General features: G+C 53.9%; 18 protein-coding genes and 1 pseudogene. 12 read left to right on the top strand and 7 right to left on the bottom strand.

From position 1 onward, the window contains the following. Nucleotides 1-64: 64 nt before the first annotated feature. From PQT43_RS22850 to PQT43_RS22865, 4 genes are all read left to right on the top strand, one after another. Nucleotides 65-772, top strand: coding sequence for a hypothetical protein (locus PQT43_RS22850; RefSeq protein ID WP_272754658.1), 708 nt, complete (start codon nt 65-67; stop codon nt 770-772). A 239-nt stretch (nt 773-1011) separates the two neighbouring features. Then, on the top strand, nt 1012-2157 hold the full coding sequence (locus tag PQT43_RS22855) for a CBASS cGAMP synthase (RefSeq protein WP_272754661.1): 1146 nt from the start codon (nt 1012-1014) through the stop codon (nt 2155-2157). Nucleotides 2158-2161: 4 nt separating this feature from the next. After that, nucleotides 2162-3763 (top strand): ThiF family adenylyltransferase, encoded by a 1602-nt coding sequence (locus PQT43_RS22860; RefSeq protein WP_272754663.1) that lies wholly within the window; start codon nt 2162-2164, stop codon nt 3761-3763. Next, nucleotides 3760-4221 (top strand): Mov34/MPN/PAD-1 family protein, encoded by a 462-nt coding sequence (locus PQT43_RS22865; RefSeq protein WP_336314629.1) that lies wholly within the window; start codon nt 3760-3762, stop codon nt 4219-4221. The genes PQT43_RS22860 and PQT43_RS22865 overlap by 4 nt, the downstream gene beginning before the upstream one ends. 146 nt (nt 4222-4367) lie before the next feature. Here PQT43_RS22865 and PQT43_RS22870 read toward each other — a convergent pair. Next, nucleotides 4368-4571 (bottom strand): annotated as a pseudogene (locus tag PQT43_RS22870) (IS66 family transposase); the annotation flags it as partial. 386 nt (nt 4572-4957) lie between these two features. Here PQT43_RS22870 and PQT43_RS22875 point away from each other — a divergent pair. After that, the gene (locus PQT43_RS22875) at nt 4958-5653 is read left to right on the top strand and encodes a hypothetical protein (RefSeq protein ID WP_272754665.1); all 696 of its coding nucleotides are present in this window, start codon (nt 4958-4960) and stop codon (nt 5651-5653) included. Nucleotides 5654-6478: 825 nt separating this feature from the next. On the opposite strand, the gene PQT43_RS22880 is transcribed toward PQT43_RS22875, so the two are convergent. Further along, on the bottom strand, nt 6479-7396 hold the full coding sequence (locus PQT43_RS22880) for a DUF4760 domain-containing protein (protein ID WP_272754667.1): 918 nt from the start codon (nt 7394-7396) through the stop codon (nt 6479-6481). Nucleotides 7397-7841: 445 nt separating this feature from the next. After that, the gene (locus tag PQT43_RS22885) at nt 7842-8075 is read right to left on the bottom strand and encodes a hypothetical protein (protein ID WP_272754668.1); all 234 of its coding nucleotides are present in this window, start codon (nt 8073-8075) and stop codon (nt 7842-7844) included. 887 nt (nt 8076-8962) lie between these two features. Here PQT43_RS22885 and PQT43_RS22890 point away from each other — a divergent pair. Beyond that, nucleotides 8963-9556: a TIGR04141 family sporadically distributed protein gene (locus PQT43_RS22890; protein ID WP_272754669.1), complete on the top strand. Its 594-nt coding sequence runs from the start codon at nt 8963-8965 to the stop codon at nt 9554-9556. A gap of 213 nt (nt 9557-9769) precedes the next feature. Here the strand turns inward: PQT43_RS22890 and PQT43_RS22895 are convergent, their stop codons facing one another. The 3 genes from PQT43_RS22895 to PQT43_RS22905 form a co-directional block, all read right to left on the bottom strand. Then, a complete protein-coding gene (locus PQT43_RS22895; RefSeq protein WP_272754671.1) occupies nt 9770-10126 on the bottom strand; it encodes an antitoxin Xre/MbcA/ParS toxin-binding domain-containing protein in 357 nt (118 codons plus the stop codon). An 87-nt stretch (nt 10127-10213) separates the two neighbouring features. Further along, nucleotides 10214-11119: a bacteriophage abortive infection AbiH family protein gene (locus tag PQT43_RS22900; protein WP_272754673.1), complete on the bottom strand. Its 906-nt coding sequence runs from the start codon at nt 11117-11119 to the stop codon at nt 10214-10216. 37 nt (nt 11120-11156) lie between these two features. Continuing rightward, on the bottom strand, nt 11157-12116 hold the full coding sequence (locus tag PQT43_RS22905; RefSeq protein WP_272754674.1) for a restriction endonuclease: 960 nt from the start codon (nt 12114-12116) through the stop codon (nt 11157-11159). A 306-nt stretch (nt 12117-12422) separates the two neighbouring features. On the opposite strand from PQT43_RS22905, the gene PQT43_RS22910 reads away from it, so the two are divergent. The 6 genes from PQT43_RS22910 (at nt 12423) to PQT43_RS22935 (ending at nt 19812) form a co-directional block, all read left to right on the top strand. Then, on the top strand, nt 12423-13712 hold the full coding sequence (locus PQT43_RS22910; protein WP_272754675.1) for a DUF5623 domain-containing protein: 1290 nt from the start codon (nt 12423-12425) through the stop codon (nt 13710-13712). A gap of 254 nt (nt 13713-13966) precedes the next feature. After that, complete coding sequence (locus PQT43_RS22915; RefSeq protein WP_272754677.1) at nt 13967-14827, top strand: hypothetical protein; 861 nt, start codon at nt 13967-13969, stop codon at nt 14825-14827. After that, complete coding sequence (locus PQT43_RS22920; protein WP_272754678.1) at nt 14827-15270, top strand: hypothetical protein; 444 nt, start codon at nt 14827-14829, stop codon at nt 15268-15270. The genes PQT43_RS22915 and PQT43_RS22920 overlap by 1 nt, the downstream gene beginning before the upstream one ends. 2 nt (nt 15271-15272) lie before the next feature. After that, nucleotides 15273-17384, top strand: a complete 2112-nt coding sequence (locus tag PQT43_RS22925) for an AAA family ATPase (RefSeq protein WP_272754679.1) — start codon at nt 15273-15275, stop codon at nt 17382-17384. 492 nt (nt 17385-17876) lie between these two features. Next, on the top strand, nt 17877-18824 hold the full coding sequence (locus tag PQT43_RS22930) for a hypothetical protein (RefSeq protein WP_272754680.1): 948 nt from the start codon (nt 17877-17879) through the stop codon (nt 18822-18824). A gap of 127 nt (nt 18825-18951) precedes the next feature. Continuing rightward, on the top strand, nt 18952-19812 hold the full coding sequence (locus tag PQT43_RS22935) for a hypothetical protein (RefSeq protein WP_272754681.1): 861 nt from the start codon (nt 18952-18954) through the stop codon (nt 19810-19812). Nucleotides 19813-20120: 308 nt separating this feature from the next. Here the strand turns inward: PQT43_RS22935 and PQT43_RS22940 are convergent, their stop codons facing one another. Further along, nucleotides 20121-21287: a reverse transcriptase family protein gene (locus PQT43_RS22940; protein ID WP_272754682.1), complete on the bottom strand. Its 1167-nt coding sequence runs from the start codon at nt 21285-21287 to the stop codon at nt 20121-20123. Nucleotides 21288-21318: the final 31 nt, after the last annotated feature.

Consider the following 21318-nt stretch of genomic DNA (forward strand, 5'->3'; position numbering starts at 1 on the left):
CTTGATCGTTCGACGCTATGTCAAGTTAGCGTCTGGCCGGATGCCTTCCCTGAAAGGAACACTCATGTATCAAGTGATAGGAATCAAGAACACAGCCCTCGCTTTCCTGGTTGTTACCCTTGCGATCTTTGCCCTCATAAATCATGGCGAAATCATCAAACTTTTAGACCAGCCGGTTGACCTTCTGAAGGCGCTGTCCAGTGCTTCGAGCCTGGCTGGTTTTACCTTCCTGATTCTGGGTGAGACCTTCATCTTCCCTTGGATTTGCAAACTGCCCATTGTGAGGACGTATTTCCCGCCAATCGATGGTGCGTGGGATGTGACACTTCAATCGAACTGGGGCGCTATTGAGCGCTTGAGGGGAAACCTGGAAGTTGAAGACAAGATAACCATGCAGGGCAAGGTTAAAATTTTCTCTCGTTTTTTCCGCGTGCGCATGCAGTTCGAGGCGAATGACCGCTATTCGAAGTCCAGCACCGTCTGCGTAGCTGTTCAGCGTGACTGTCAACACGGCACGATTGAACTCGATTACATCTACGAGAACCTGACCAGCAATCCGAAGATTTCCGACTGTAGTCGGCATAACGGGGCTGCTCGTGTTCAGGTGCGGGACGAGGATGGAAAGCTCTCGATGGAGGGGGTGTATTTTACAGATCGTAACTGGAACCATGGGCTCAATACCGCCGGCTACATCTCGTTCGAGCGCGCTCCGATCGAAGTGGCAGGGGGCAATGAAGTTATCCAGAAGGATGATGGTGGCAACGTGCAATGATACTATATGTTGTGCTTTTATTTTGTATTGCACTACATGTTGTGTTTTGCCATCATGCTATCCAAGCTGCGACCGCTTCGCTGTACTGCGTGAAGGATCGACGACCGCGTGAGGTCAGGCGGGCCGTGGGGCGGGGATTTTTTTTGCTTGGTGTGACGTCAGCTGGACGCCGGGCGCCCTGCAAGCCTGCATGAGGCTTGTGACCATGAAGGCCCTAATCGATAAAGGAGTGGCATCACATGCCAAACCTGAGCCCGCTGCTCTACAGCTCCAATGAACACACTACTTTTTTGAAGGAACTGGATCTCGGCGACTCCGAGAGGCAGAGCATTAACTCGGCCAGAGCAGATGTGCGCGATGCATTGCGTAGGAAGCTCCCGAGAGCCCTTCGCGACCGGGGCTATGAAGGCAAAGAGTGCAATCCTAAGTTCTTCATTCAGGGCTCCTGGGCCTACAAAACACTCAACCGTCCATGCCAAACCCCTCCTCAGCAGTCCGATGTCGATGACGGCGTTTACTTGCCGATGAGCATTGTGACGGAGGAGAACCGACCCACCATGGCCATCAAAGATTTCCGGGCTGCGGTATCGGATGTCCTGAAGCCGCTGTGCGATGAAAAAGGCTGGGAGCTTTCTTCCAAAGCAACCTGCTTGCGCATCGAAATCTCGACTTTTGCCCATATTGATCTTCCGCTCTACGCCATCCCGGATGATCAGTATCTGAAAATCGTAGACAGCATGGAGGCGCGCAATTACACGGCGATCAAAGCTCTTGCGACCAACTCGGAGCAGGACTGCTGGAAGAAACTACCTTCGGACAAGATTCTTCTCGCCTGCGAGGACAAATGGATCATTTCTGACCCGTTGAAAATGAAGGAGTGGTTCGAGCTGGAAATCTCGGACAAAGAGGAGCAGTTGCGTCGGGTGATCCGCTACATTAAAGCGTTTCGTGACAAACAGTGGGACAAGGGGGGGCCTAGCTCAATTTTGCTGATGGCCGCAGCTTGCCCGCTCTTTGAGTTCCAATACAAGAGGGATGACCTAGCGCTGCTCCACGTTGTAAAAGGCCTGCCAGATGCCTTGCGCAACGGAGTGAAGAGTCCGATCGATTCTAAGGTCTATCTGACTGATGCACTGGGTGAGGAGGGCGTCACCGAGGCAGCTGGGAAATTTGAAACCTTTAGGGTACATCTGGAGGCGTCGACTGCAGACAGCGCCAAGAAAGATATGGCGTGCCAGTGGATGTGCGCCATGTTGGGTGATCGCTTCCCTAATCGTCCCGATCTTATCTCTGACCAGCCCGCGCAGGCGATGCCGGCAGTAATGGCCGCGACTCCTCCTGAGCGTGGCCCGTCTGAAATCGTCAAGCGTACAAAAGCGGGGTAACGCGATGAGCGTGATCCCTGAACTCCTCGCATCGCTGAAGCCTCTAGGGTTTGAGCGATGCGTGGAACAGCTAGGCGCTTCCACATTGCTCGTTGAAGGCGTACTCACTACGCGTTTCGGCGACGTACCGTGCCTGGCGTTGATCGACCGATCCTTTCAGACCTTCCCTCTTGTGCAATTGAGCCCGATACCGGAGCGCTTGCGTCCGATCGCCCCACACGTGGGGACGAATGGCTTGTTGTGCTACATCGCAGAAGCGACAGCTGTGGTGGATATTTTCGACCCCATTGGCCAGACACTGGCGGCCTTCGAACAGGCAGCTCGCGTGTTGGATCAGATCATGGCGGGTGAGCGGGTGGACGATCTGGCTGAAGAGTTTTTTGCTTTTTGGCCCGGCGAACCCTTGTATGTGGATGTGAGCTCGCATCAAACCGGCGAAGGGACTCTTCTAAAAATTGGGGAGGCCTACGCGATCAGCGATGATCCAAAACGCACATTAGCCAAGCTTAAACATCGACCTGGTAACCACCGGGACATGGATGTCGTTGTGGATTGGGTGACGACGAAAGCAGTGCCAAGGCCCGCGCCAGATGTTTGGCCACCGAAGACCGTCAGGCAATTGCTGGATTGGCAAGGGCATCTTGATGACGCCTGTCGGCGCAAGATTGAAGCACGTATCGTCAAGGCCTATCGCAAAGGAGCGGATTTCGCGATCGTTGTCATCGATTCCCCTTCAATGCCATACGGATTTGCGGTGTTCGACCTGCAGAAAAATCGTCGCGGATCGTCTCGTGATCAGCGCTTGCCTATCTATGACTTAAACATTTGCCGGCTGTACATGGTTCGCATCGATGACGCCTATGTTATTCAGCGCAACATTCCCGGCCAAACCACGCTCGCCGGAAAACGCATCGCAATGGTGGGCTGCGGAACGATTGGCGGGTATCTTGCGGAGATGCTGGCCAAGGCCGGGGCAGGCTCGCTGGGTGGCGAGCTCATGCTGGTCGACAACCAAAGGCTCGAACCGGGAAATCTGGGTCGACACCGGTTGGGCATAGACAAGAGCTTCCTACTCAAGGCCACCTCCATGGCAGACGAGATCAAACGCGCTATGCCGGGCTCGAATGTGCGGGCGATCACCCACGATGCCAGGGAGGTCAACCTGGAGGGTTTCGACTTGCTGATCGATGCCAGCGGCGAACAGTCATTGGGTCAGTGGCTTGCTGCTCATCATTCACAAATAAGTCCGCTGCTACATGTGTGGATCGAAGGCGCAGGCATCGCCGTCCGATCGTACATCGGTAATCACGCCTCAGAAGGCTGCTATCGCTGTCTTTGTGACTACGAGAGTCGGGGCGACTTCCACGCGGTTGAAGGTGGCGTCGAACCGCTCTTTGCTGGGCAGGGTTGCGAGGGGCCTTACGTTCCGTTCTCCGCATCGGTATCCATGCAGGCTGCTGCCCTGGGCTTCGATGCTGCCATGGCGTGGGTCGGCGGTACCCCCTGGCCCGGCTTGTCCACCCGGGTGCTGAGCAGAGTCTACGAGTCTGTGACTGCAGACTGCACCATCCTCAAGCGACCAGGGTGTCCAGCTTGCGGTTCATGACTACCTGGCGAAGGCCAGGAGATGAGCAGTTTGTATACTTCAGCCAAAGTGCCTTGGAGATTTTCGAGCGCCATATTCAGAGCGATGATGGAACGGAGGCCGGAGGCATTCTTCTTGGGCATGTACGCGGAAAACATCTCGAAGTCTTGGAGGCCAGCGAGCCGACTCGCCAGGATCGCCGGTTGCGCTATTTCTTCGAGCGAATGATCCATGGTCACAAGAGTTTGGCGGACAGGCGCTGGCAGGAGACCAATGGTTTGGTTAGATACATCGGAGAGTGGCACACCCACCCGCAAGAGGTGCCAAGCCCTTCACAGATTGACCTGGATGAATGGGAGATTCTGGCCAAGGGCCGTACTGATCGGCGCCCGCTGCTGGCTGTAGTGGTCGGGCGGCAGAACCTCCATGTTGAGTTGATGCATGCAGATGGGATGCGTCAGGAGTTTCTTCAACGATGATGCCAGTGGGCTCGAGCGTCTAATCCCGCTTTAGAGGCTTTCCAGCGCTACCCAGATCGGGCTGATTGCGAGTAGCGCTGCATCAAGTCGTGCTTCTACGCCATGTCATCAGTAACGCCCGCGTACCAGGTTCACGACGGCCCTGTAGCACGACTCGGACTGAAGTCATAAACGACCGCAGCAAGTTTGGAGAGCTGGCTGGTGGCATAGGCCCAGACGTAAGCATGATAAGTTTTCTTCGCACCGTGCATCAGCATTTGTACCGGAGTTTCGTCGGCGTGGACGCCGCCGTGCGTCAGTACGGTTTCGCGCAGAGCATCGACTAGCGGCTGGAGTTGCACACCGTTTTGATTGCCAAGTATCTGACTGAAGGCTTCTCTCAGCGTATTGAGGTTTTGCTGGGTGCGAGGCATGCGCAGTCGTCCGTGCTGGCGTCGGTGCTCGGATGCTACCACCACCAAATGGGACATTTGAGCCGATTTGCAGTAGCTCAAACCGGTTAAGTAGTTCGTCGCAAAGGTGTCTAAGGCGGTGCCCTTTCGGCTGTCAGAAATGCACATGAGGGGCCTATTCCCAAGCCTGGGAGATGTCAGGTATTGTTATTGCCAGGTAAGACATCTACCTCGTGTTCGCCTTAGCCAATGCATGTTGATACACCTAAATTGCCTAGCTATCCGCCTGGCACCTTGGGGGTGATCGCGAACAGCACCCCTCTGCCGGGCTTAGGACAATAGCCATGAGCAAAGAAAATCAACCCGCAAAAAACCTGCAAGACATCAAGAAACACGCAAGACAGCTCTCCAAAGAACGGGGGGTGAAGTACATGGAAGGCCTCAACCTGGCAGCAAAGGCCGGTGGGTATCAAAACTGGAATCACGCCTTCAACGTGTCCCGTTTCAAAGAGCCCTCGGAAGCTCTAGTGGGCGTGAACTGCTCGTTCAAATGGTACGCGGAGCGTAGCCGCTATTTCTGGGAGCGCGTTGGCCGCCTCCAGATTCGGGTTACGCCGTTGCTCGGGGTCTCTGAGGAGGTGCTTCAGCGCCTTGTGTTTGAGATTCCTGAGTTCTGGATTGGCTCGGAATCCGCTGGTGATCGGAACGAGCATTTCCGAATTGATTCGGCATATTTTCACCGCGTCACCAGTGCCGGCTATTTCCGGGAAAGTCAGCATAAAAAGCGTAGCGTCCTGAGCTTCCATCTGGTGGACAGTCAATGGCACGCGACAATCTTTGACTACGGCACGAAGCTGACCCAAGAAGAGATGGAGGGCGAAATCCGAAATGCCCTTACTGCTCACATCAAAAAAATCGTCAAAGACCATCACAACAGTACGCTGGACGATTACCGGGTATTGCCCGAAGATATCCATGAAGAAATGTTAGTCGTCTGCGGCCCTGCGGCGCGTGATTACGCGGCGAGCTTCTCGTTCTAAGCAAGTCGAATTACCCGCCGCTTGATAGGGGGGCGATCACAGGGGCCCCTCTTTCTAATCTTTCGGCGCCTATCGATCGATAGCGAATGGCTGCAGCAGGTGCTTTGGGCCTCTGCTAGAGACCTGCGATGTGTCTGGAAAACCAGAGCGATTCATTGCGGGTGATCTCGAATGCAGCATGACGGCCAAGCGAAATCAGCAGCCTGATGCAAAATCGCATCATCACCAAAACCCAGCCTCTCTAGGTTAATGGAGGCATAAGGCCGTCAGCAGCCAGTGATTGCCGTTATCCTGAGCTCCATAATTTTCGCGCCACTGGACGGATGAGTTTGCCCCGCGCTTGCAGGGGTGAATGATGGAATAAAGTCTAGTGTTTGCCGCAGCAATCTTCTTGTCCTGAATCTGCTGCCTGTGCACTGGCCACTATCGGCGCATTTAATATTGCGGTCGCGATGTGTGAGTCGAAGGTCATCGTGCTGCATTGGCAGCATTCAACGCCTCCAGCAAGGTCTCTAGGGCGTCTGTTAAGCGATGATCCTCGCGAACGTCACTGTGGCTGGCTTAAACGACTCACAGTATCTTCGAAGGGCTTCCAGGTCGTTCTGATTCAGATCGCATTCGACGTGCAAGCTAACGTTCTCCCTAAAAAGTGAAATGATCGTGCTGAGGTCAATCGCAGCATGCCGGGATGTCCATGTGGAAGCGAGGCTTGCGCAGTACGGTAACGGCGAGTACCGAATGGCTATCGGTGTGACATTCTGAATGCCTGAGCTGGCCTGAGCCACGCGTGCTGCGTTGCTCAGATCATGGTCAGCCTGGAATGCGTCACTTCGGGAATTTGCGTCGCTCAAGTTTTGCTTCGAACTTGCGCAGCTGCCTGATGCATGGCCGGGTCTTGTTGTGCTCTTTCAGTGCCTTGAGGGACTGATTGATGATGTACGAGGTGTCGACAGACTCTTTCGAGATCACACCGGTGATGTTCCGGCGCAGTGTCCACTTCACTGCCAGCCATTCGAAATTCACCCAAAGCCTTGCTTGGTGGAATTGGCGCGCCTTGATCAGTCCATACGTAAGCTCGTAGAACTCAATGAAGTGGCTACCGTAGATGTTGTAGATGAAGTCCTCGTCGTAGATCCCGTAGCGCACGGCGTTGGCACAGCTTTCCATGGCATTCAGGATATCGCCTGCAGCCTTTTTGATGGCATCAGGGGAAGGTGTCGTATCTGCGGTGCTTTTCTTGGCGGAGTCGTCAGCCGACTTATCAGCTGGTTTTTCGGCAGCTTTCTCTTCGGCGTTGTCGGCCTTCTTTCCGTCTTCGCCTGGCTTGGGCTCAGGTGCAGCCCCCGCAGCCGCAGAAGCTTTGGTTTTGTCGTAAAGCGACTCCATATAGGCGGTGGCCTTGCGACGATCGAGTTGACGATTGGGCAGAAGCATCTGCTGGCGGATCATGTAGAGCACCTGAACGTGCTCACGCAGCGCTCCCCATTCTTTCGCGAACTCCAGGGCGTTTTTCTCGCTGGCGGTTTTGCGTGTGATGCCAATCGTCACGCTGGCCAGGCCGATGCTGAGGTAGGCCAGGAGTGGCATCAGGTAGGCAGATGGATTGAAATTGTCGAGGGTCTGGCCTTCTTTCATATGCAAATGCCAAAACGCTGCACTGAGCGGGACGGCGAGAAGGATGAAACCAAGGATGTAGAGGGTGCGGAGGACGATCTTGTTGGTGTTGGCAAACGTGGTAAGCATTTCTGGTACCGAAAAAAAAGCGCCACCCGATGGGTTGGCGCTTAGATGCCTTTCTAGGAAGGGTTTAGATCAGAACAGTCCCAAATCAATTTCTTTAACAATCAATTCAAGGCGCAGTTTCATAAAATTTCCTCACTTAAAATTAGGCTTCTAAGCCCGGCTGTCATTAGCCTTACTTTGATTTTCACACCTCTTGAACGACGAAAGCAATCAAAAAATGCGTTGAGCAACGATGATTTCGACGTTATCAGACGTGATGAACGCGTCGTTAAATCGCCCTACGAACGCTTACGTAGCCTTTTGCGGTAAAGCGCAAAGTGAAAACTCTGATCCTGCGTCTAGCGTTTCGTTCCGCATGCGTCTCGGCAGTCCTTGGTGGTGAAAATTTTGCGCGAGCGCTATGAACTCAGCCATGACAGTGCGAAGGAATGGTTTGGACAGTGGCTTACCGAGCCGCCTTTCTCTTTGACATGAGATCGATAAGATCCTTCACGACGTCGTCGGCGGCTGAATCGCTGGACAGATCTGCTGCGCGAATCCTGCGTACTTCCACGCCTTCCCAGGTCAGTGGAACCAAGCGCTTGTCGGCCTCGGCGGGGGACTTGCGATGATAGGTATCGCCGTCGACCTCGATGATGAAAGTGAGCCCCTTGTATACGACAACGAAGTCAGGTTCCAAGCGGTATAAAACTTTCCAATCCGGACGAAGACAGGAAGTGGTGCTACTGCCAGTTGGGCACGCGTCAGGGCAATGAAAAGCATATCCTCGGCTTTCGAGCGCAACAGTAGCCCCTGATGCTCCCGGGACGCGATGTTGTCACTCCGAACTCGTCCCTGGTTGGTGACGCCTTCACCTTTCACATAACGCAGTGCTTCATCTCGCCAGTTGTCTGCAGCCTCGCCAACACGAGGTGCAGTGGTGACGCCGGAGAGAGCATCATCTATCAGCAGGAACCCCAACGGAACTACTATTTCCAGCGCACCCCTTGACCCATTAGGCCTGCAGAAATAGTAGGCCTACTATTTCAGACCTGCTCTTTCGAGTAGGAAATGGAGCTGCTTTGAGGGCTTGTCCAAGCTCTGACAGCTGATTCGCCTCGCAAACTTGCTTGTATTTCAACCCAGCACAGCTTCAATCCTTCCAAGAATGCCTCTGATTTTTCTACCTCAACCAACCGAAAGCTCCTCACGCTCCCGCGCCCGAAAGGCATTACACAGTCACTCGTTAGCGTTGGCATCTACACCATCAGCCCCCAAATATTTCCACAACTGATAGCGCGCCGCGGCGTCAAGAAACCTTCAAACAGCGCGACAGCCTGATCCCTACTCAAGACCCACGCTGCCGTTCTGCCCATCGCCCCCTCGCAGATGTCTTCTCGACCCGTTCAGTCATCCTGGAAAAAATACGCTTTCTGACCCATAGTCATGCCGGCCCTTTGCCGGCTTCGCTTGTGCCTGCGCCTAAGCTGTAGCCCATACGTGGGCCAAGCTGGCGGCCCAGACTCAGGCCTCAACTCAAAAGCGAAACCGAGCTCATATCACCAGGATGATTTAGGGAGTGCTGCCTTGCCCAAGCTGGAAAAAGTCAGGACGCTTTCCGTACGGCTACTGCGTAGTGAGTGCGCAGCCGACGAGGCCCTCAAGGAGGAGTACTTATCAGGAGCGCGTCTTAATCGACTGACGCGAAGCGCCTGGCCAGGGATCGAAGGAGCGGAGTTATTGGTCGGCCAGATCTTCACTAGCAGGCCAGGCTGGATTTCCTTCGTAGAAGAGCAAGCAGGTGCAGGTACACAGCCGGACAACCTTATTGCTAGCGGCGCAGGTGGCGTGTTGTTTCTGCCAGTGGATGACCGGATTTTTGCGGTCTGCTTTGGGCACATCCACATGTTTGAGCGTCAGTTTGGCCTCAAGGTCACGCTGAACTCGGTACCGTGCGATGGGTTGCGTACGCTTGATCTGGCGACCCCTGACGCCGTGACCTTCCAGAAGCGGGTACAGGCCAGCAAAGACAGCGACGTCCAAGACTTCGGGGTCGACGTGCTGCGAGATCTTGCCCGCGTCGCTGGTGGCACCCCTAGCGAGGCGACCTTTGCAAAAGGAGCGAGGTGGGGCACTGGCATCAACCAGGCCGAGTTCTGTCAGTATCTGCTATCGCGATGAGGTGGCACAGACGAGAGGGGGTTGGTCGCTTTCTAGTCTGCTGCGTGTCGACAAAATCAGCTGAGAACGTGGTGTTTGCACTGCAAAGTGTATGGCGCTTTATACAGCCACGTCAGCGGGCTTTATGGTCTCGGTACGGCTGGGCTTTTCCGAAGACTGCAGAGTGATTTCGAACGACCTTTTTATGCAAGTTTGGCGTTGAAACTATACTGCTTAGGCGCCGAAGCCATGCTCTATACGCCCAATCAGCGTCAGGGCCTTCTCGATAGGAACATCCTTCGGGCTTTTCTGACCCAATGCGCGCAACGGGCTCGATAGCCACTCGATGGCTCTTTCTTTGTCGTCGAACAGCCTCAGGGCAGCATCCAACAACTGTGGATCAATCGTTTCTGACGAATCGATGCTTCCATGGTTTGTGCTTATCGCATCGCCGAGCGCAGCTGTGAGTGTTTCTAGGGCTTCCCTCAGCCGCACGTTTTCCCGGAAATCTCCAGAATCTGGCTGATAGTCGGTGCAGTGACGTAAAAGCGCCTGCGCGTCATTCATGTTCAAGTCGAGTTGGATCAGCATGCCGATTCCTTCAGGAGTACGCGCCAGGGATGGGTACCGGCACTAGTCGTAAGAATTGATGAATGGTGACTTGCCCGGACGGCTACCCTACAACTGATTCCATTTCTTGAAGGTGATCCGGTCAGGCATCAAGCCCAGCTTCCCAACATTGGACTGAAGATCCCTCTGGCCATCCTTATCGGGGGGAAGAATAAACGTCCAGGTCGTGGGAGTGTCGCCAAGGATTTCAAGCAGCTTGGAAAAGTAGGCGCCGTCCACATCGGACATCGAGTGTCCGAATACAATGACCTTCTCGGTATCACCAAGACGCTCGAAAAAGCTCGAGTTGTCTTGAATGATCTTTCCGCTGGGCTTGAAGGTGCTGCTGAAATAGTCGTCCAGAGTCGAATAGGCCTCCACTAGGCGGTGGTCTGCTGATTCATGGTCGACTCTGTTGTAGAGCGATGTCCGGTTCTTCTCATCTCGCCCGTGCCCCAAGACAATGACTGAGCTTGCGTCTAAGGCCTCACCATGGATATGCAGAATGTTCTCTGCTGGGACATCGTAGAGGTGGGGCAAGGTGCTGGTGTAATTGAAGGTTAAAAATGTGGCGTTGGTTTCCAGGTTAGCGAGAGCGTCCAAGACCTCGGAGCGATCAGGAATTGCGATAGACCTCACCCAATCTGCAAATTGTTGCTGCAAAGTGTGCGAGAGCCCTGTGGCGACTCGATTTACTTCGTACTGGAAATCATGGTGGCCGGAATCACTCCAGTTGTCAGACGAGTACGAGCTCAGGAAGCACTCCATGTCGGAGACAATGTTGTCGGTGTCCAGATCAGCAAGGGCTTGTTCGAGATTTGCCCAGTTTCCCTCGGCTGGCACATACGTATCCACCCAGTCATACGTCTCCCGATCAACCTCCAGCAGGTGGTTTTTAAAGTCCAGGTAGCGGGTTGGCATTCCATGGTGTAGGTCGAAACCATTGCCGATGATGTAAAGGGTTCTGACGTTCATTAAGGTCTCTGGGGCGACTGGCCGCGTGGAGTGGGGGTCAATTGAGGATCTTCAGGAAAGGCTGCTTATTGATGATCGCGGCCTGAGACTTTGTCTTTAAAAAATCCACCAGATCACCTTGGCGCTGCAGGAGCATGACGATCTCCTCCAGTGAACACAGGAACGTCGTTCTGAGGTTCAGAAACTCCGCGCATTGCGTTATGGCGGGTTGGGTGAATTCACTGTTGGAAATGAAGATGCCAGAGGCATCAGCTCGGCCCATCACTCTCACAAGATGGGGCCCGAAGTCCGACACGCCCACAGGATCCTTCAGCCACTTCATCTCCACCAAATGGATCTTGCCACCCAATTCGATTACCCCGTCGATCTGCTCCAATACGGTGGCACCATCCAACGGCTTGCGAACGAAGTTTTCTCTGACGTGGATGCCATAGGCTCGAAACAGATCATTGAGGACGCTCTCAAGGAGCTTTCCGCGCTCCTGCGGTCTATCCCCCATCGAAAACAGGCCGAACAGCCTGGACTTGATGTCTTCGATTTCGTTGCGTTTTTTGACCGCCTGCTGTTGCTCCTCGCGATGACGTGCTTGAGTCTGTTCACGCTCGAAATCACGCTCTTGCCTCATCCGGGTGAACGCGTCCTTTGCGTTGACTGCTTCCCGGACGCTTGCCACCAACCCTTTGGCTTTGAGCCTTTCGTTCTCCCAGCAGGATTCAAAACTTTCGAACTGGGTCACTCGTTTGATGATTTCGCGCCGAGCCGCAAGTCCGCTGTCACCACGTCGATTTAGGCGGGTCAGCACGTCACGGGCAATCTCGAATTTGTTGATGGACTGAGGGGCCTTGGCGAGGGTGGCACGAGCCTCACTCCAGTCAGCTTCAGCTACACCCGCGCCTTCAAAGAAAAGGAAGACGTCCTTTTTGGACTTGACCAGGCGGGGAATGGTCTCCACCAGGAGCTCAAAGATATCGTGGGGGTAGTGGAACTGCTCAGCCATGAAATATCCCGTTATCCGTAACCTCTTAGGGCTTGTCGGAAGCCCTTTCGGATCATCATGACGGGTGCTAATGGCCAGGTAAATCCCCACGGAGCTCGGTTTGATGCTGTCCGCCGAAGGCGGGGCTGGGTGGCTTGCGCTATGGAAGATCGCTTGATAAATTTGTGTTGCGCTGGGTAGGCGCATCTCACCCGTCATGAAAGCTGGAAACGGTACTACCTGTTGGAGCTCTTTGCTGAAGGCCCCTTTTTTCGAGGCCCCAATGCAGCGTAGGCGGGTGGCGTTGCGGTAGGGCGGAGAAAAAACATGAGCACCACCCTCGACGTACGTGCGTCTACCCTTCCCGGCATTAAGCGTAAGGCCAAATCCCTTGGCCGTGATCACAACCTTCCCCATCGTGCGGCTCTTGATGCTTCCGCCAGGCTTTCTGGTTTCGAAAGCTTTCAACATGCTCAGAAAGTGCTTCAACGCGATCAGCGTGCGCATCGTTTGCACAGCATTTTCCTGTCTGCTTACTGGCGCGACTCAACTGCCAGGCCGTCATCGGGCCTCGAAATTCTCGAACTGAAATTGCCCAGGCCGTTGGCAGCATTCCTGAGCAGGTATCAGTGTGAGTTTGCCCAGAACCTGCAGGGTTTCTTCTTCGAATATTCCGACCACGTTGAAATGCGTAGCAATGCTGACAGCCAGGCGCGGGCGAAAGAGTTGCTGATTCGCGCGGCATTGGCGTTGCAGTTCTTGGAAGCGGCTCGGCTTCGGCCAGCCACGACAAAAGCTCATCGCAAAGCCATGGAAAGGGCCGAGCAACTCCCTCATTGTGATCACGTGTCGCGGTGGATCTACGATGGGAGTGGGGATTGGATAATGCTGGATGAGCCCTACGATCATGTGGCTAGGCAGAGCGAAACTCAGGTGCGCGATGCATGGGTGCGCTCCTGCGGCCTGCATTGGGCCAAACCGGAGTGGGAAGGGCTGTATTACCCGGGCCATGCTGTACCGTACTTTGTAGCCAAAGACTCGGAGCTGCTCCGCACAACAGTTGCGACCGTTGAGCGGCTGGCAGAGCAAAATCGTGCCGGCATCGCTTCTTGGGCCTTCAGCTCCCAGCCCTACAACGGCCAATTCGTGAGTCCCGCTCGTGAGCGTGATGGTAAAAAACGCAAGCCACGCCCAGGTACCACCTACGGCTTCAGTAAAAATGCTGTCGAGTACAGTTGGAAGGAAGGGTATGCATCGCGCTGGCGCCCAGCACAGCAAATGAGTATGGAGAACCACAAGGAGATGGGGCTCACGCTCAAGCGTCTCTATACCTCAACCATGCCACTGGAGGCTCACGCGAGGCTTGACGAGATACAGTCTGAGCTTGAGAACTGGATGTTCGCCGAGTACCGGTTGGAGGATCGTGACGATGTCGATGTCGATATCTACTACGGTGCTGACGGACTTCAGAGGTATTCGGGTATCGAGGCTATGGTCTCAGCGGTTGACCGTGTGCGTTCAATCTTGACGGGAACCTATCTGGACTCGAAGCCGCTGAGGGACTACCTCAAGAAGCTCGACTCGGCTCGCCAGTTGATCCTTGCGGCAGTTGGCTGAAACATTGAGGTCGGCGCGGTGAGTGCCGGCCTTCTGTGTGCTGAACAGTTGGTTCTGCACTCCACCCTCCCACGCGATAACTAGACCAGATAGCGGCATTTTGCTAGCGTCGCCCGATACGGCCTTTTTACTCCAACACGGCTGACGCAGTTTGGGTGACAGGTCGGGAATGGATTAACCTGATGCAGCGGGGCAGGTAAGCTTTGATTAATACATCAGTGGGCGCATTTAACGGAACCAGTTGGGAATTGTTGATGCAGCTCGTCTTAAAGGCAAAGTACGGCGCTGAAGGGTATCAACATGTACCTGCTACGCCGGGTGACTTCGGTATTGAAGGTTTTACCCGAAGTACAGGCCTCGCGTTCCAATGCTATTGCCCCGACTTCCATTATGAGCGTAAAGAGCTCTATGAGAAGCAGCGGGACAAAATGAGCCAAGATCTCAAGAAGCTAAAAGACAACGAGAAGAGCCTGTCCACCATTCTAGGTGGAACGCGGATCAAGAGCTGGTACCTGATAACCCCTGACGTTATCCATAACAAGATCCTGTCGCACGCAGTAGAAAAACAGACCGAAGTCCGAAAGTGGAAACTGCCCCACCTTCATGAGGATTTCACTGTTTACGTGCATGATGCCGGTTATTACATGCAAGAGATCAATCAGCAAAAGAAATTCGAGGGCTTGCCCATTTCGTTGGGCCAAGACCTGCATGAAATACCCAAAGTCAACGAAGGCAACACCGAGTACGACGATAATTTGGAACGCAAGACCAACCTGCGCATGGCTGATAGAGGCGCATTGGCGGCTGAGGGTTTATTGAAGGTCACGAAGAAGTCATTCCTGGATCATGACAGCTACTTCCAGAACCTGTATGACTCTCACCCTCAAACGTATTTCCAGCTGGCCAGGGCCTTACATGGCTTTGAGAACAACATTGAAGAGTGGAAATTCACGATCACTGGCGACCCTGATCAGCTGGTTGAGAAGGTCAAATCCAAGTTGCAGGAACGCTTGGTCGGCGATGAGCTTTTGAGCATAGATGCAACCACAGCCGACGAGATCATCCGAAGGACAATGGCTCGCTGGCTGGCCGTCTGCCAAGTGGACTTCTACTAATGGCCACGCTCAGATTCACCTCACGGCCCAGCCCAGTACTGACGGAACTGCGGCCTATCTACAAGATATGCCAAGCCCTTTTGATCATGCACCTGACCGGGCGTGGCGACAAATGTAGCTTGGTAAAACTGCACCTCATGAACTGGGCGATAAAAACGCCACCCCGTGTCGAGACGATGAAGCTTGCCGCCGACCTCGGACAGATCACGCTACCGGTCTGGGGATTCGACCCAGCCCTTTCCATGGCGCTCAACCTCGCTTACAGCGATCAACTGATCGAACCTACTACCACGGGCTTTGAACTGTCTATCAAAGGCAAACAGCTTGTGAAAACGATCATGGACGACAAGAGCGTGATGATTGAGGAAAAAACAGCGCTGCTCAAAATCGGCAAGAAAATTACGGAAGATATGGTTAAGACCGTATCCAAGGAATGGGAATAACCGTGTTCATCAAATCGATCAAAATATCAATTGACACCAACGAAGGCCCGTTTGGCTTTCTGACTTATTTCAAGCGCAACCTGAACATCATTCGCGGGCGTAACTCAGCCGGTAAAAGTACCATTGTCCATAGCATCCTCTATGCACTGGGCATGGAGCAGCTGCTCGGTGCTCAGAACGACAAAGCCCTGACCTACGTCTTGAAAGACTATGTTGAGTATGGCGGGAGAAAGTGCTTCATCACCCGCTCCCTCGTCATGATGGAGCTTGAGTCGAACGGTAAAACCATTACTGTGACTCGCAAAATCAGGGAAGAAAAGGTTGACCCGCGACTTGTCGAAATCCAAGAGTGCGCGGTGCTGACCAAAGGCGAACAAGCCGAACCGCTCTACCGCTACTTACACGACGGCGGCAGCGCACAGATCGAGGAAGGGTACTACACCTACCTCGAAAACTTTCTCGGCCTTGACCTGCCTCAAGTACCGCACAAGAGTGGCACACAGACAAAGCTCTACCTGCAGTACGTCTTTGCTGCGCTGGCCATTGAGCAGAAACGAGGGTGGACTGATTACATTGCCAACCTGCCCTATTTTGGCGTCCGTGACGCCCGTATCAAAATTGTGGATTACCTCGTCGGCACCAACGTATTCGAGTTGGATGCGAAACGCGCGAGGCTTGACCATGAGTCCGTCCAGCTCAACACTGCCTGGCTTGACATAACCAAGGCGCTTTCAAATGATGCGCTGAAGAACTCGATCCAAGTCTTGAGTCTACCCACGGCGCCAACGGCAGTGTTCCACGCCAGTGAAGTGAGCTACCTCAAGCGTACGGCTCAGGGCCCAGTGAGCTTGGATGAGTACAAAAACAGCCAATTCCAAGCTCTGCTGAGACTTCAGCAAGAAGAAACGAAATGGAAGGATGCAACTCCTGAAGCCACGCTCAAGCAGATTGAGGCGGAGACCGAAAGGCTGCTGAGATTGACCGCAGCGTATGAGGCGACTCTGGGCGAACTCACCCTGCACCGGGCCTCACGCAGCGCTAACACTGTTCACCTGAAGCAGGCACAAGACGAACTCATTAAAAACAAAGCTGCGCAAAAGCTCATCAACTTCGGCGCATCGTTGGATCTGAGTATTGCCAAGGATGTCTGCCCGGCGTGCCAGCAGGATGTAGGTCACTCTCTGACTGACCTACATGAACACACGCCCCATATGGACATCAAGACCAACATTGACTACCTGCAGTCACAGATCCGAATGTTGGAGCGCGACAGTGCCTCCATCGCCCTGTCCATGAGAGAAACCACCGTCACAAGTGAGGATCTGACACGCCGCATCTCCGAATCCAAATCTAGGCTGCGCGCACTGAGATCCGACATCACGACGACCTCCACAGTCTCGAAGGCCAATCTACGTCAGCAGCTACAAATGGAGATGGACATCGAGGAGACTTCAATGTTTACCCAGCGCAACCGAGAGCGCCTGGAAAAGCTGGAAGCCCTTGCCATTGAGGTCGATCTAAACCAGAAAGCCCGTGCCGACTTGCCCAAAGAACATTACTCCGAGATAGACCAGAAGAAATACGATCTGTTTGCGAAGCTGTTCAGATCCAACGTAGGCGCATTCGACTACCACAGCGCACCTGTCAAAGACATCATCTTCAACACAGACAATCTCTTGCCAGAACTGGCCAAGATCGAGCTCAGAGAGATTTACCAAAAAGATTTCAGCGAGATTAAACAAGCCTCCGAGGAGCGCTCGTCACGAGACAGCAGCAACATCGCCCAAGAATCGAGCGCAAGCGACTTTGTCCGCCTGATATGGAGTTACATCTTCACCTTGTACGAAACCTCTTCGCACCCAACGGTGAACGGTAACCATCCAGGTTTTCTTCTTCTGGATGAACCTGGGCAGCACTCTATGGCGACTAAAAGCCAGCAAGCCCTGTTCATGAAGCTCGCAGCTGCCAAAGACCTTCAGAGCATCGTTGCGGCGTCCTTCGACGACAGCGAATCGACCTACCGCGAGTCCACCCACAACGTGGATTTCAAACTCATCAAGCTGGGCGATAAGGCAATCACTCCAGGCGGCGACACCGATCCTGTTGGCGAATGATGCCAGTCACGTGCTCGCCGGTCGATCCGCTTCTTCGACGGCGAGCCTGACCGCGATATCTGTCGATTCCTACCAAGCAGGGAGCACTCGCCAAGGCTTCGAGCGCAACACTCAAGCACGTCGCTTCAGGGTCAGCAGAGTGCTGGCCCCGTAGCGTTGTGCCTACTTTTTTGATCGGATATAGCCCACTACGCTAAATTCACTTCAATTGGGCGATCACTTGCCGCTCAGCACGGAATGACTCTGATCCTCGGCAGCCCTGTAGGCTTGAAATTCACAGCCTCTGGCGTTGCGCATGTTTCACTGCGCAAGCGCCACCTCGGAGTGACCTTATGCTTGCTCTCGGCTACCCGCATATGGCATCAACTCATCCCGCGACGTCGACGAGCGATTGATTTGACCTGGCGGGGTAGAGCATCCTACGCGCCTCAATCAATCAGGCACGCCGCACCTTGAGTGGCAACGCTGGTGAACTCTCTTTATGGATCAGTCATGTCGAGTGATATGGATATTTTTAATGTGCAGAACGTGGGAGCCGCCGCCACGATTGCTACAGCTGTTGGCAGCTTTATCGTGTTTCTTGTGAAGCGTCCGTGGAGGAAAAAAAATCCAACCTCAGTTAACACCTCAAACCCGGCAGTAAATCAAACCGCAGGCGAAAACAGCACCTTGGTTAATGCGATACACAGCCAGGTGACACTGACTAATCACTACCATGCCCCAGTTCCTGCGCCTACGGAGGTGGTGGATATCCCGGGAAAGTGGAATGTGCTGGCGGCCCAGCAGATGGCCGAAAGACTCCTCAATGAGACCGACTGGGGATCGCTCGTACCCGACTTAGATAAACCTTATGGGCATTACTTTGCGGGTGAGTACAATCTCCATTACCCCGACAAAGACGGCATTGTCCTAGCCTACAGTACGAAAACTGTCGGCCACGAATACCATGCCTGTGCCCCGTATATCAGCTTTTTCGAGTACCACAAGAAAAATGCAGGCTGGTCACTCGTCAACGAAGACATTGGCGTATTCCAAGGGGGCGGATGGGGTGAGCCGCCTGAAATTTCGATTATCCCTGTCTCAAGAGCAAAGTTTGGTGTGATTCAACAGGATGGCAGCACGAACCAAGGTCTGTCAGTCGGTCGCAAGTCACTGCACGTCCTAATGGGCGACAGATTCCAAAAGGTGCTCGAACTCATTGTTTTTCAGAGTTTGGACGGCAAGGGCTGGGAAAGCACGTTACACAGCATCCCGCGCTCGGATGGCTTCTACGACATTGAGGTGATTCGAGAAGGCATCAATGGCGAGGAAGACCTCCGGTTGCTGGATCCGGTCGACGCGTTCTACACGACGCTTTGTGACACCGGCGACCGTATCAGGCCTCACGACGTGTTCAGTTTCGATGGGCAAAAATACAATCGAGATCCTGCGATCCGCTGAACTCAAGGTTACGCAGTCTTTCCTGGAAGTTTGGCCAGGCTCATTCGAGGCGAACATGGCCAGCGCTTAGCTGGCGGTAGACGTGTGTTCAAGCGATGATTGGCCCCCCAAAATATGGAGGTGCCTGGTGTCGATCACTAATAAGGATGTCATTGAAGCGTTCATCGCGGACTTCAAGTGGATGCACCACGTCAACCACCAGCCCGATGTGCGATGTGACTTCGATGGCGATCCATCAGTGCTCGCCATGATCCTACCGGTTGCGGGTCATCCGACCCTGAGATTTTCCTACCGCTTTGCAGATAGCGTCGTGAGCAGCCACGCGGACTTGTTCTACTGCTTGATCATCGCCGGCCATGAATTGGCACATTGGGCAAACGCCCATACTAAGCATGTGGACACCGATGACCTGGACAGCAAAGCCATCGAGATTTGGGCTGACTTGTTTGGCACCAGGATTGTGTTTACTGCAGTAGCAAGATGCCCGAACCTGCGTCCCATTATCAATCGGCTGCGCACTCCAGCCTTTGATGCTGAAGGAGCGGATGCTCTGCTGCCGGCCTATGGCGAGGCGTTGCGCCAGGTTTACGAGCGCGTCTTCGTTCCTGCGGGGTTGACTCCGACCTACCCATCGCCCAATGAGCGTGTGCAGATCTGCGGTGTCGGCGTAACCTCGTTTTTCTACCGCCACCTGGGGAAAATGCATCAGCGGATGACGGTGGACGCGCTGAAGAAGGTCATTCTTGAGCCATTTGCAGATGTGCCCGATCTTTTCCCTAAGGACAAAGACTGGGAAGAAAGTGCTGACTTGGCGTACCGCACCATTGAAATCCACATCGGGCTCAAGCAGGCGCGGCCATCGATCACGCCAGGCATACGTCCAGAGTTCAACCAACTGGTGGGTACGAATTACTTGGGACATGCCGAAAACCAGGTGCACCGCGAGGGTTTGAAAGATCAGGTTCGAGCGTGGGGCGTTGATGTTTAAGCCGATAGACACCGATAAGGCGCGCGCGTCGTCGGTGATTGGTTGTGGCCGCCCAGGCACGAATCCATGGCAGAAAAACTAAGCTATGTCTTCGATTTTAAGACCCGCCGCCCTGACTTCCGCAAAAAACTAAGCTAAAGCTTAGTTTTCATGGGTGTGTTCCCGTCTCACCTTACTAGGTCGGGAAGCTGTGTTTAGCCTTGGAAATATTGGCTAGTAAACCTATTTTTTGATCTGTAAGCCTCGTAGGTGTACACATCAAAAAATAGGTTTATAACCACTCCTGAGATGCCTGTTTAGGGCGATGCCTAGGGGAATACAACGTGGTCAGCCTCTAGCGCTCTACAGATAGCTTTGAGCTGATCGCCCTGCTTCTTGGCCCAATCCTGCTCGATGCTGAAACCATAGGCGATCTTTCCACTGACATGGTTGATCAGCCCCTGAAGCGATTGAAATCCCCGATGCTTAACATGCGTCATCGGGTCGATAGTGGGGTGAGACAGGTAGTAGAGGTGATCGCTCACGTACTTCTTGTAGGACTTTGTAAGTCTGGGCTTATCGCCGTCGACCAGAAGCCCCAGCACGACCTTTCTGGCCCCTGGCGGTACGATTTTCGTCTTGGCATCATTGAGCCAGAACCCTTCCTCAATCAAGCATCCGTTGATCGACTTGATGTGCTGGATTGCCTTTGACCGGTCAAATGCATTTTTTGATGAGAAAACCAGGTCGTCGGCATACCGCGAGTACACGAGATCATTCTCTAATGCGAAGTCCTGCAGGGTCTCATCCAAGGACTGCATCACCAAGTTGGCAATCCTCGGGGACGTTGCTGCACCCTGGGGTAGGTGACCAATTCTGGGGTCGCCAGAATAGGGGAGTCCTGCGGGTAGGGTTTTCTTACTGAATCTTTGATCCGGGTTGCCACGTGCTCGCACGCGGGTGCAGAGTCTGGCTAGTTCGAATGACACCAATGGTTGGTATCCGAATGACCGGAAAAGCTCATAAACCCGTGGCTCTAGGATCGACTCGAAGAAGTTCGTGAGGTCGAGTTTGATCAGCCATTCAGCCTCACAATGAAGGTCGGCTGCTTCCAGCACCCCATGACGATTGTCATAGGCATAGCTGGCTTCGTGAGGTTCGACCTTGGACAGAATGTGGGTGTTTATCCACCGCTGCACCCGGAGCAAGTCTTCACTGGGGGCGCATATCCACCTGAAGCGATCCGCGCTATGGCCCACGTTCGGCTTTCTGAGTTGGAAGAGCTTGTACGCCTCTGTCCTGTAAGTTCGACTGACCGTTCGATGTAGAAACGGGTAGGGAACGCCTGTCAGGTGTGCGAGGTGATTCAGGGTGAAAATGGGTGGACAGCCAGGCTTCATCTGCTTTGCCGTCTTCACAGCATTTTGAAGTGTGTCCTCAGGCACGCTAGCTTTGCGGCCTGCTACTAAATAGGGCTGAGGGCTCCAGCGGTTCATCTACCTTTAAATTCCGCCCTGGCGGATGGCG

The sequence above is a fragment of the Pseudomonas sp. BLCC-B112 genome (assembly GCF_028550695.1).
Taxonomy (GTDB): domain Bacteria; phylum Pseudomonadota; class Gammaproteobacteria; order Pseudomonadales; family Pseudomonadaceae; genus Aquipseudomonas; species Aquipseudomonas danubii.

What these genes read in the sequence shown, in the direction of transcription:
- PQT43_RS22940 (WP_272754682.1), bottom strand. Translation starts at nt 21,287, where the DNA reads ATGAACCGCTGGAGCCCTCAGCCCTATTTAGTAGCAGGCCGCAAAGCT.
- PQT43_RS22850 (WP_272754658.1), top strand. Translation starts at nt 65, where the DNA reads ATGTATCAAGTGATAGGAATCAAGAACACAGCCCTCGCTTTCCTGGTT.
- PQT43_RS22860 (WP_272754663.1), top strand. Translation starts at nt 2,162, where the DNA reads ATGAGCGTGATCCCTGAACTCCTCGCATCGCTGAAGCCTCTAGGGTTT.
- PQT43_RS22900 (WP_272754673.1), bottom strand. Translation starts at nt 11,119, where the DNA reads ATGAACGTCAGAACCCTTTACATCATCGGCAATGGTTTCGACCTACAC.
- PQT43_RS22930 (WP_272754680.1), top strand. Translation starts at nt 17,877, where the DNA reads ATGTCGAGTGATATGGATATTTTTAATGTGCAGAACGTGGGAGCCGCC.
- PQT43_RS22915 (WP_272754677.1), top strand. Translation starts at nt 13,967, where the DNA reads ATGCAGCTCGTCTTAAAGGCAAAGTACGGCGCTGAAGGGTATCAACAT.
- PQT43_RS22905 (WP_272754674.1), bottom strand. Translation starts at nt 12,116, where the DNA reads ATGGCTGAGCAGTTCCACTACCCCCACGATATCTTTGAGCTCCTGGTG.
- PQT43_RS22895 (WP_272754671.1), bottom strand. Translation starts at nt 10,126, where the DNA reads ATGCTGATCCAACTCGACTTGAACATGAATGACGCGCAGGCGCTTTTA.
- PQT43_RS22875 (WP_272754665.1), top strand. Translation starts at nt 4,958, where the DNA reads ATGAGCAAAGAAAATCAACCCGCAAAAAACCTGCAAGACATCAAGAAA.
- PQT43_RS22910 (WP_272754675.1), top strand. Translation starts at nt 12,423, where the DNA reads ATGAGCACCACCCTCGACGTACGTGCGTCTACCCTTCCCGGCATTAAG.
- PQT43_RS22880 (WP_272754667.1), bottom strand. Translation starts at nt 7,396, where the DNA reads ATGCTTACCACGTTTGCCAACACCAACAAGATCGTCCTCCGCACCCTC.
- PQT43_RS22920 (WP_272754678.1), top strand. Translation starts at nt 14,827, where the DNA reads ATGGCCACGCTCAGATTCACCTCACGGCCCAGCCCAGTACTGACGGAA.
- PQT43_RS22855 (WP_272754661.1), top strand. Translation starts at nt 1,012, where the DNA reads ATGCCAAACCTGAGCCCGCTGCTCTACAGCTCCAATGAACACACTACT.
- PQT43_RS22865 (WP_336314629.1), top strand. Translation starts at nt 3,760, where the DNA reads ATGACTACCTGGCGAAGGCCAGGAGATGAGCAGTTTGTATACTTCAGC.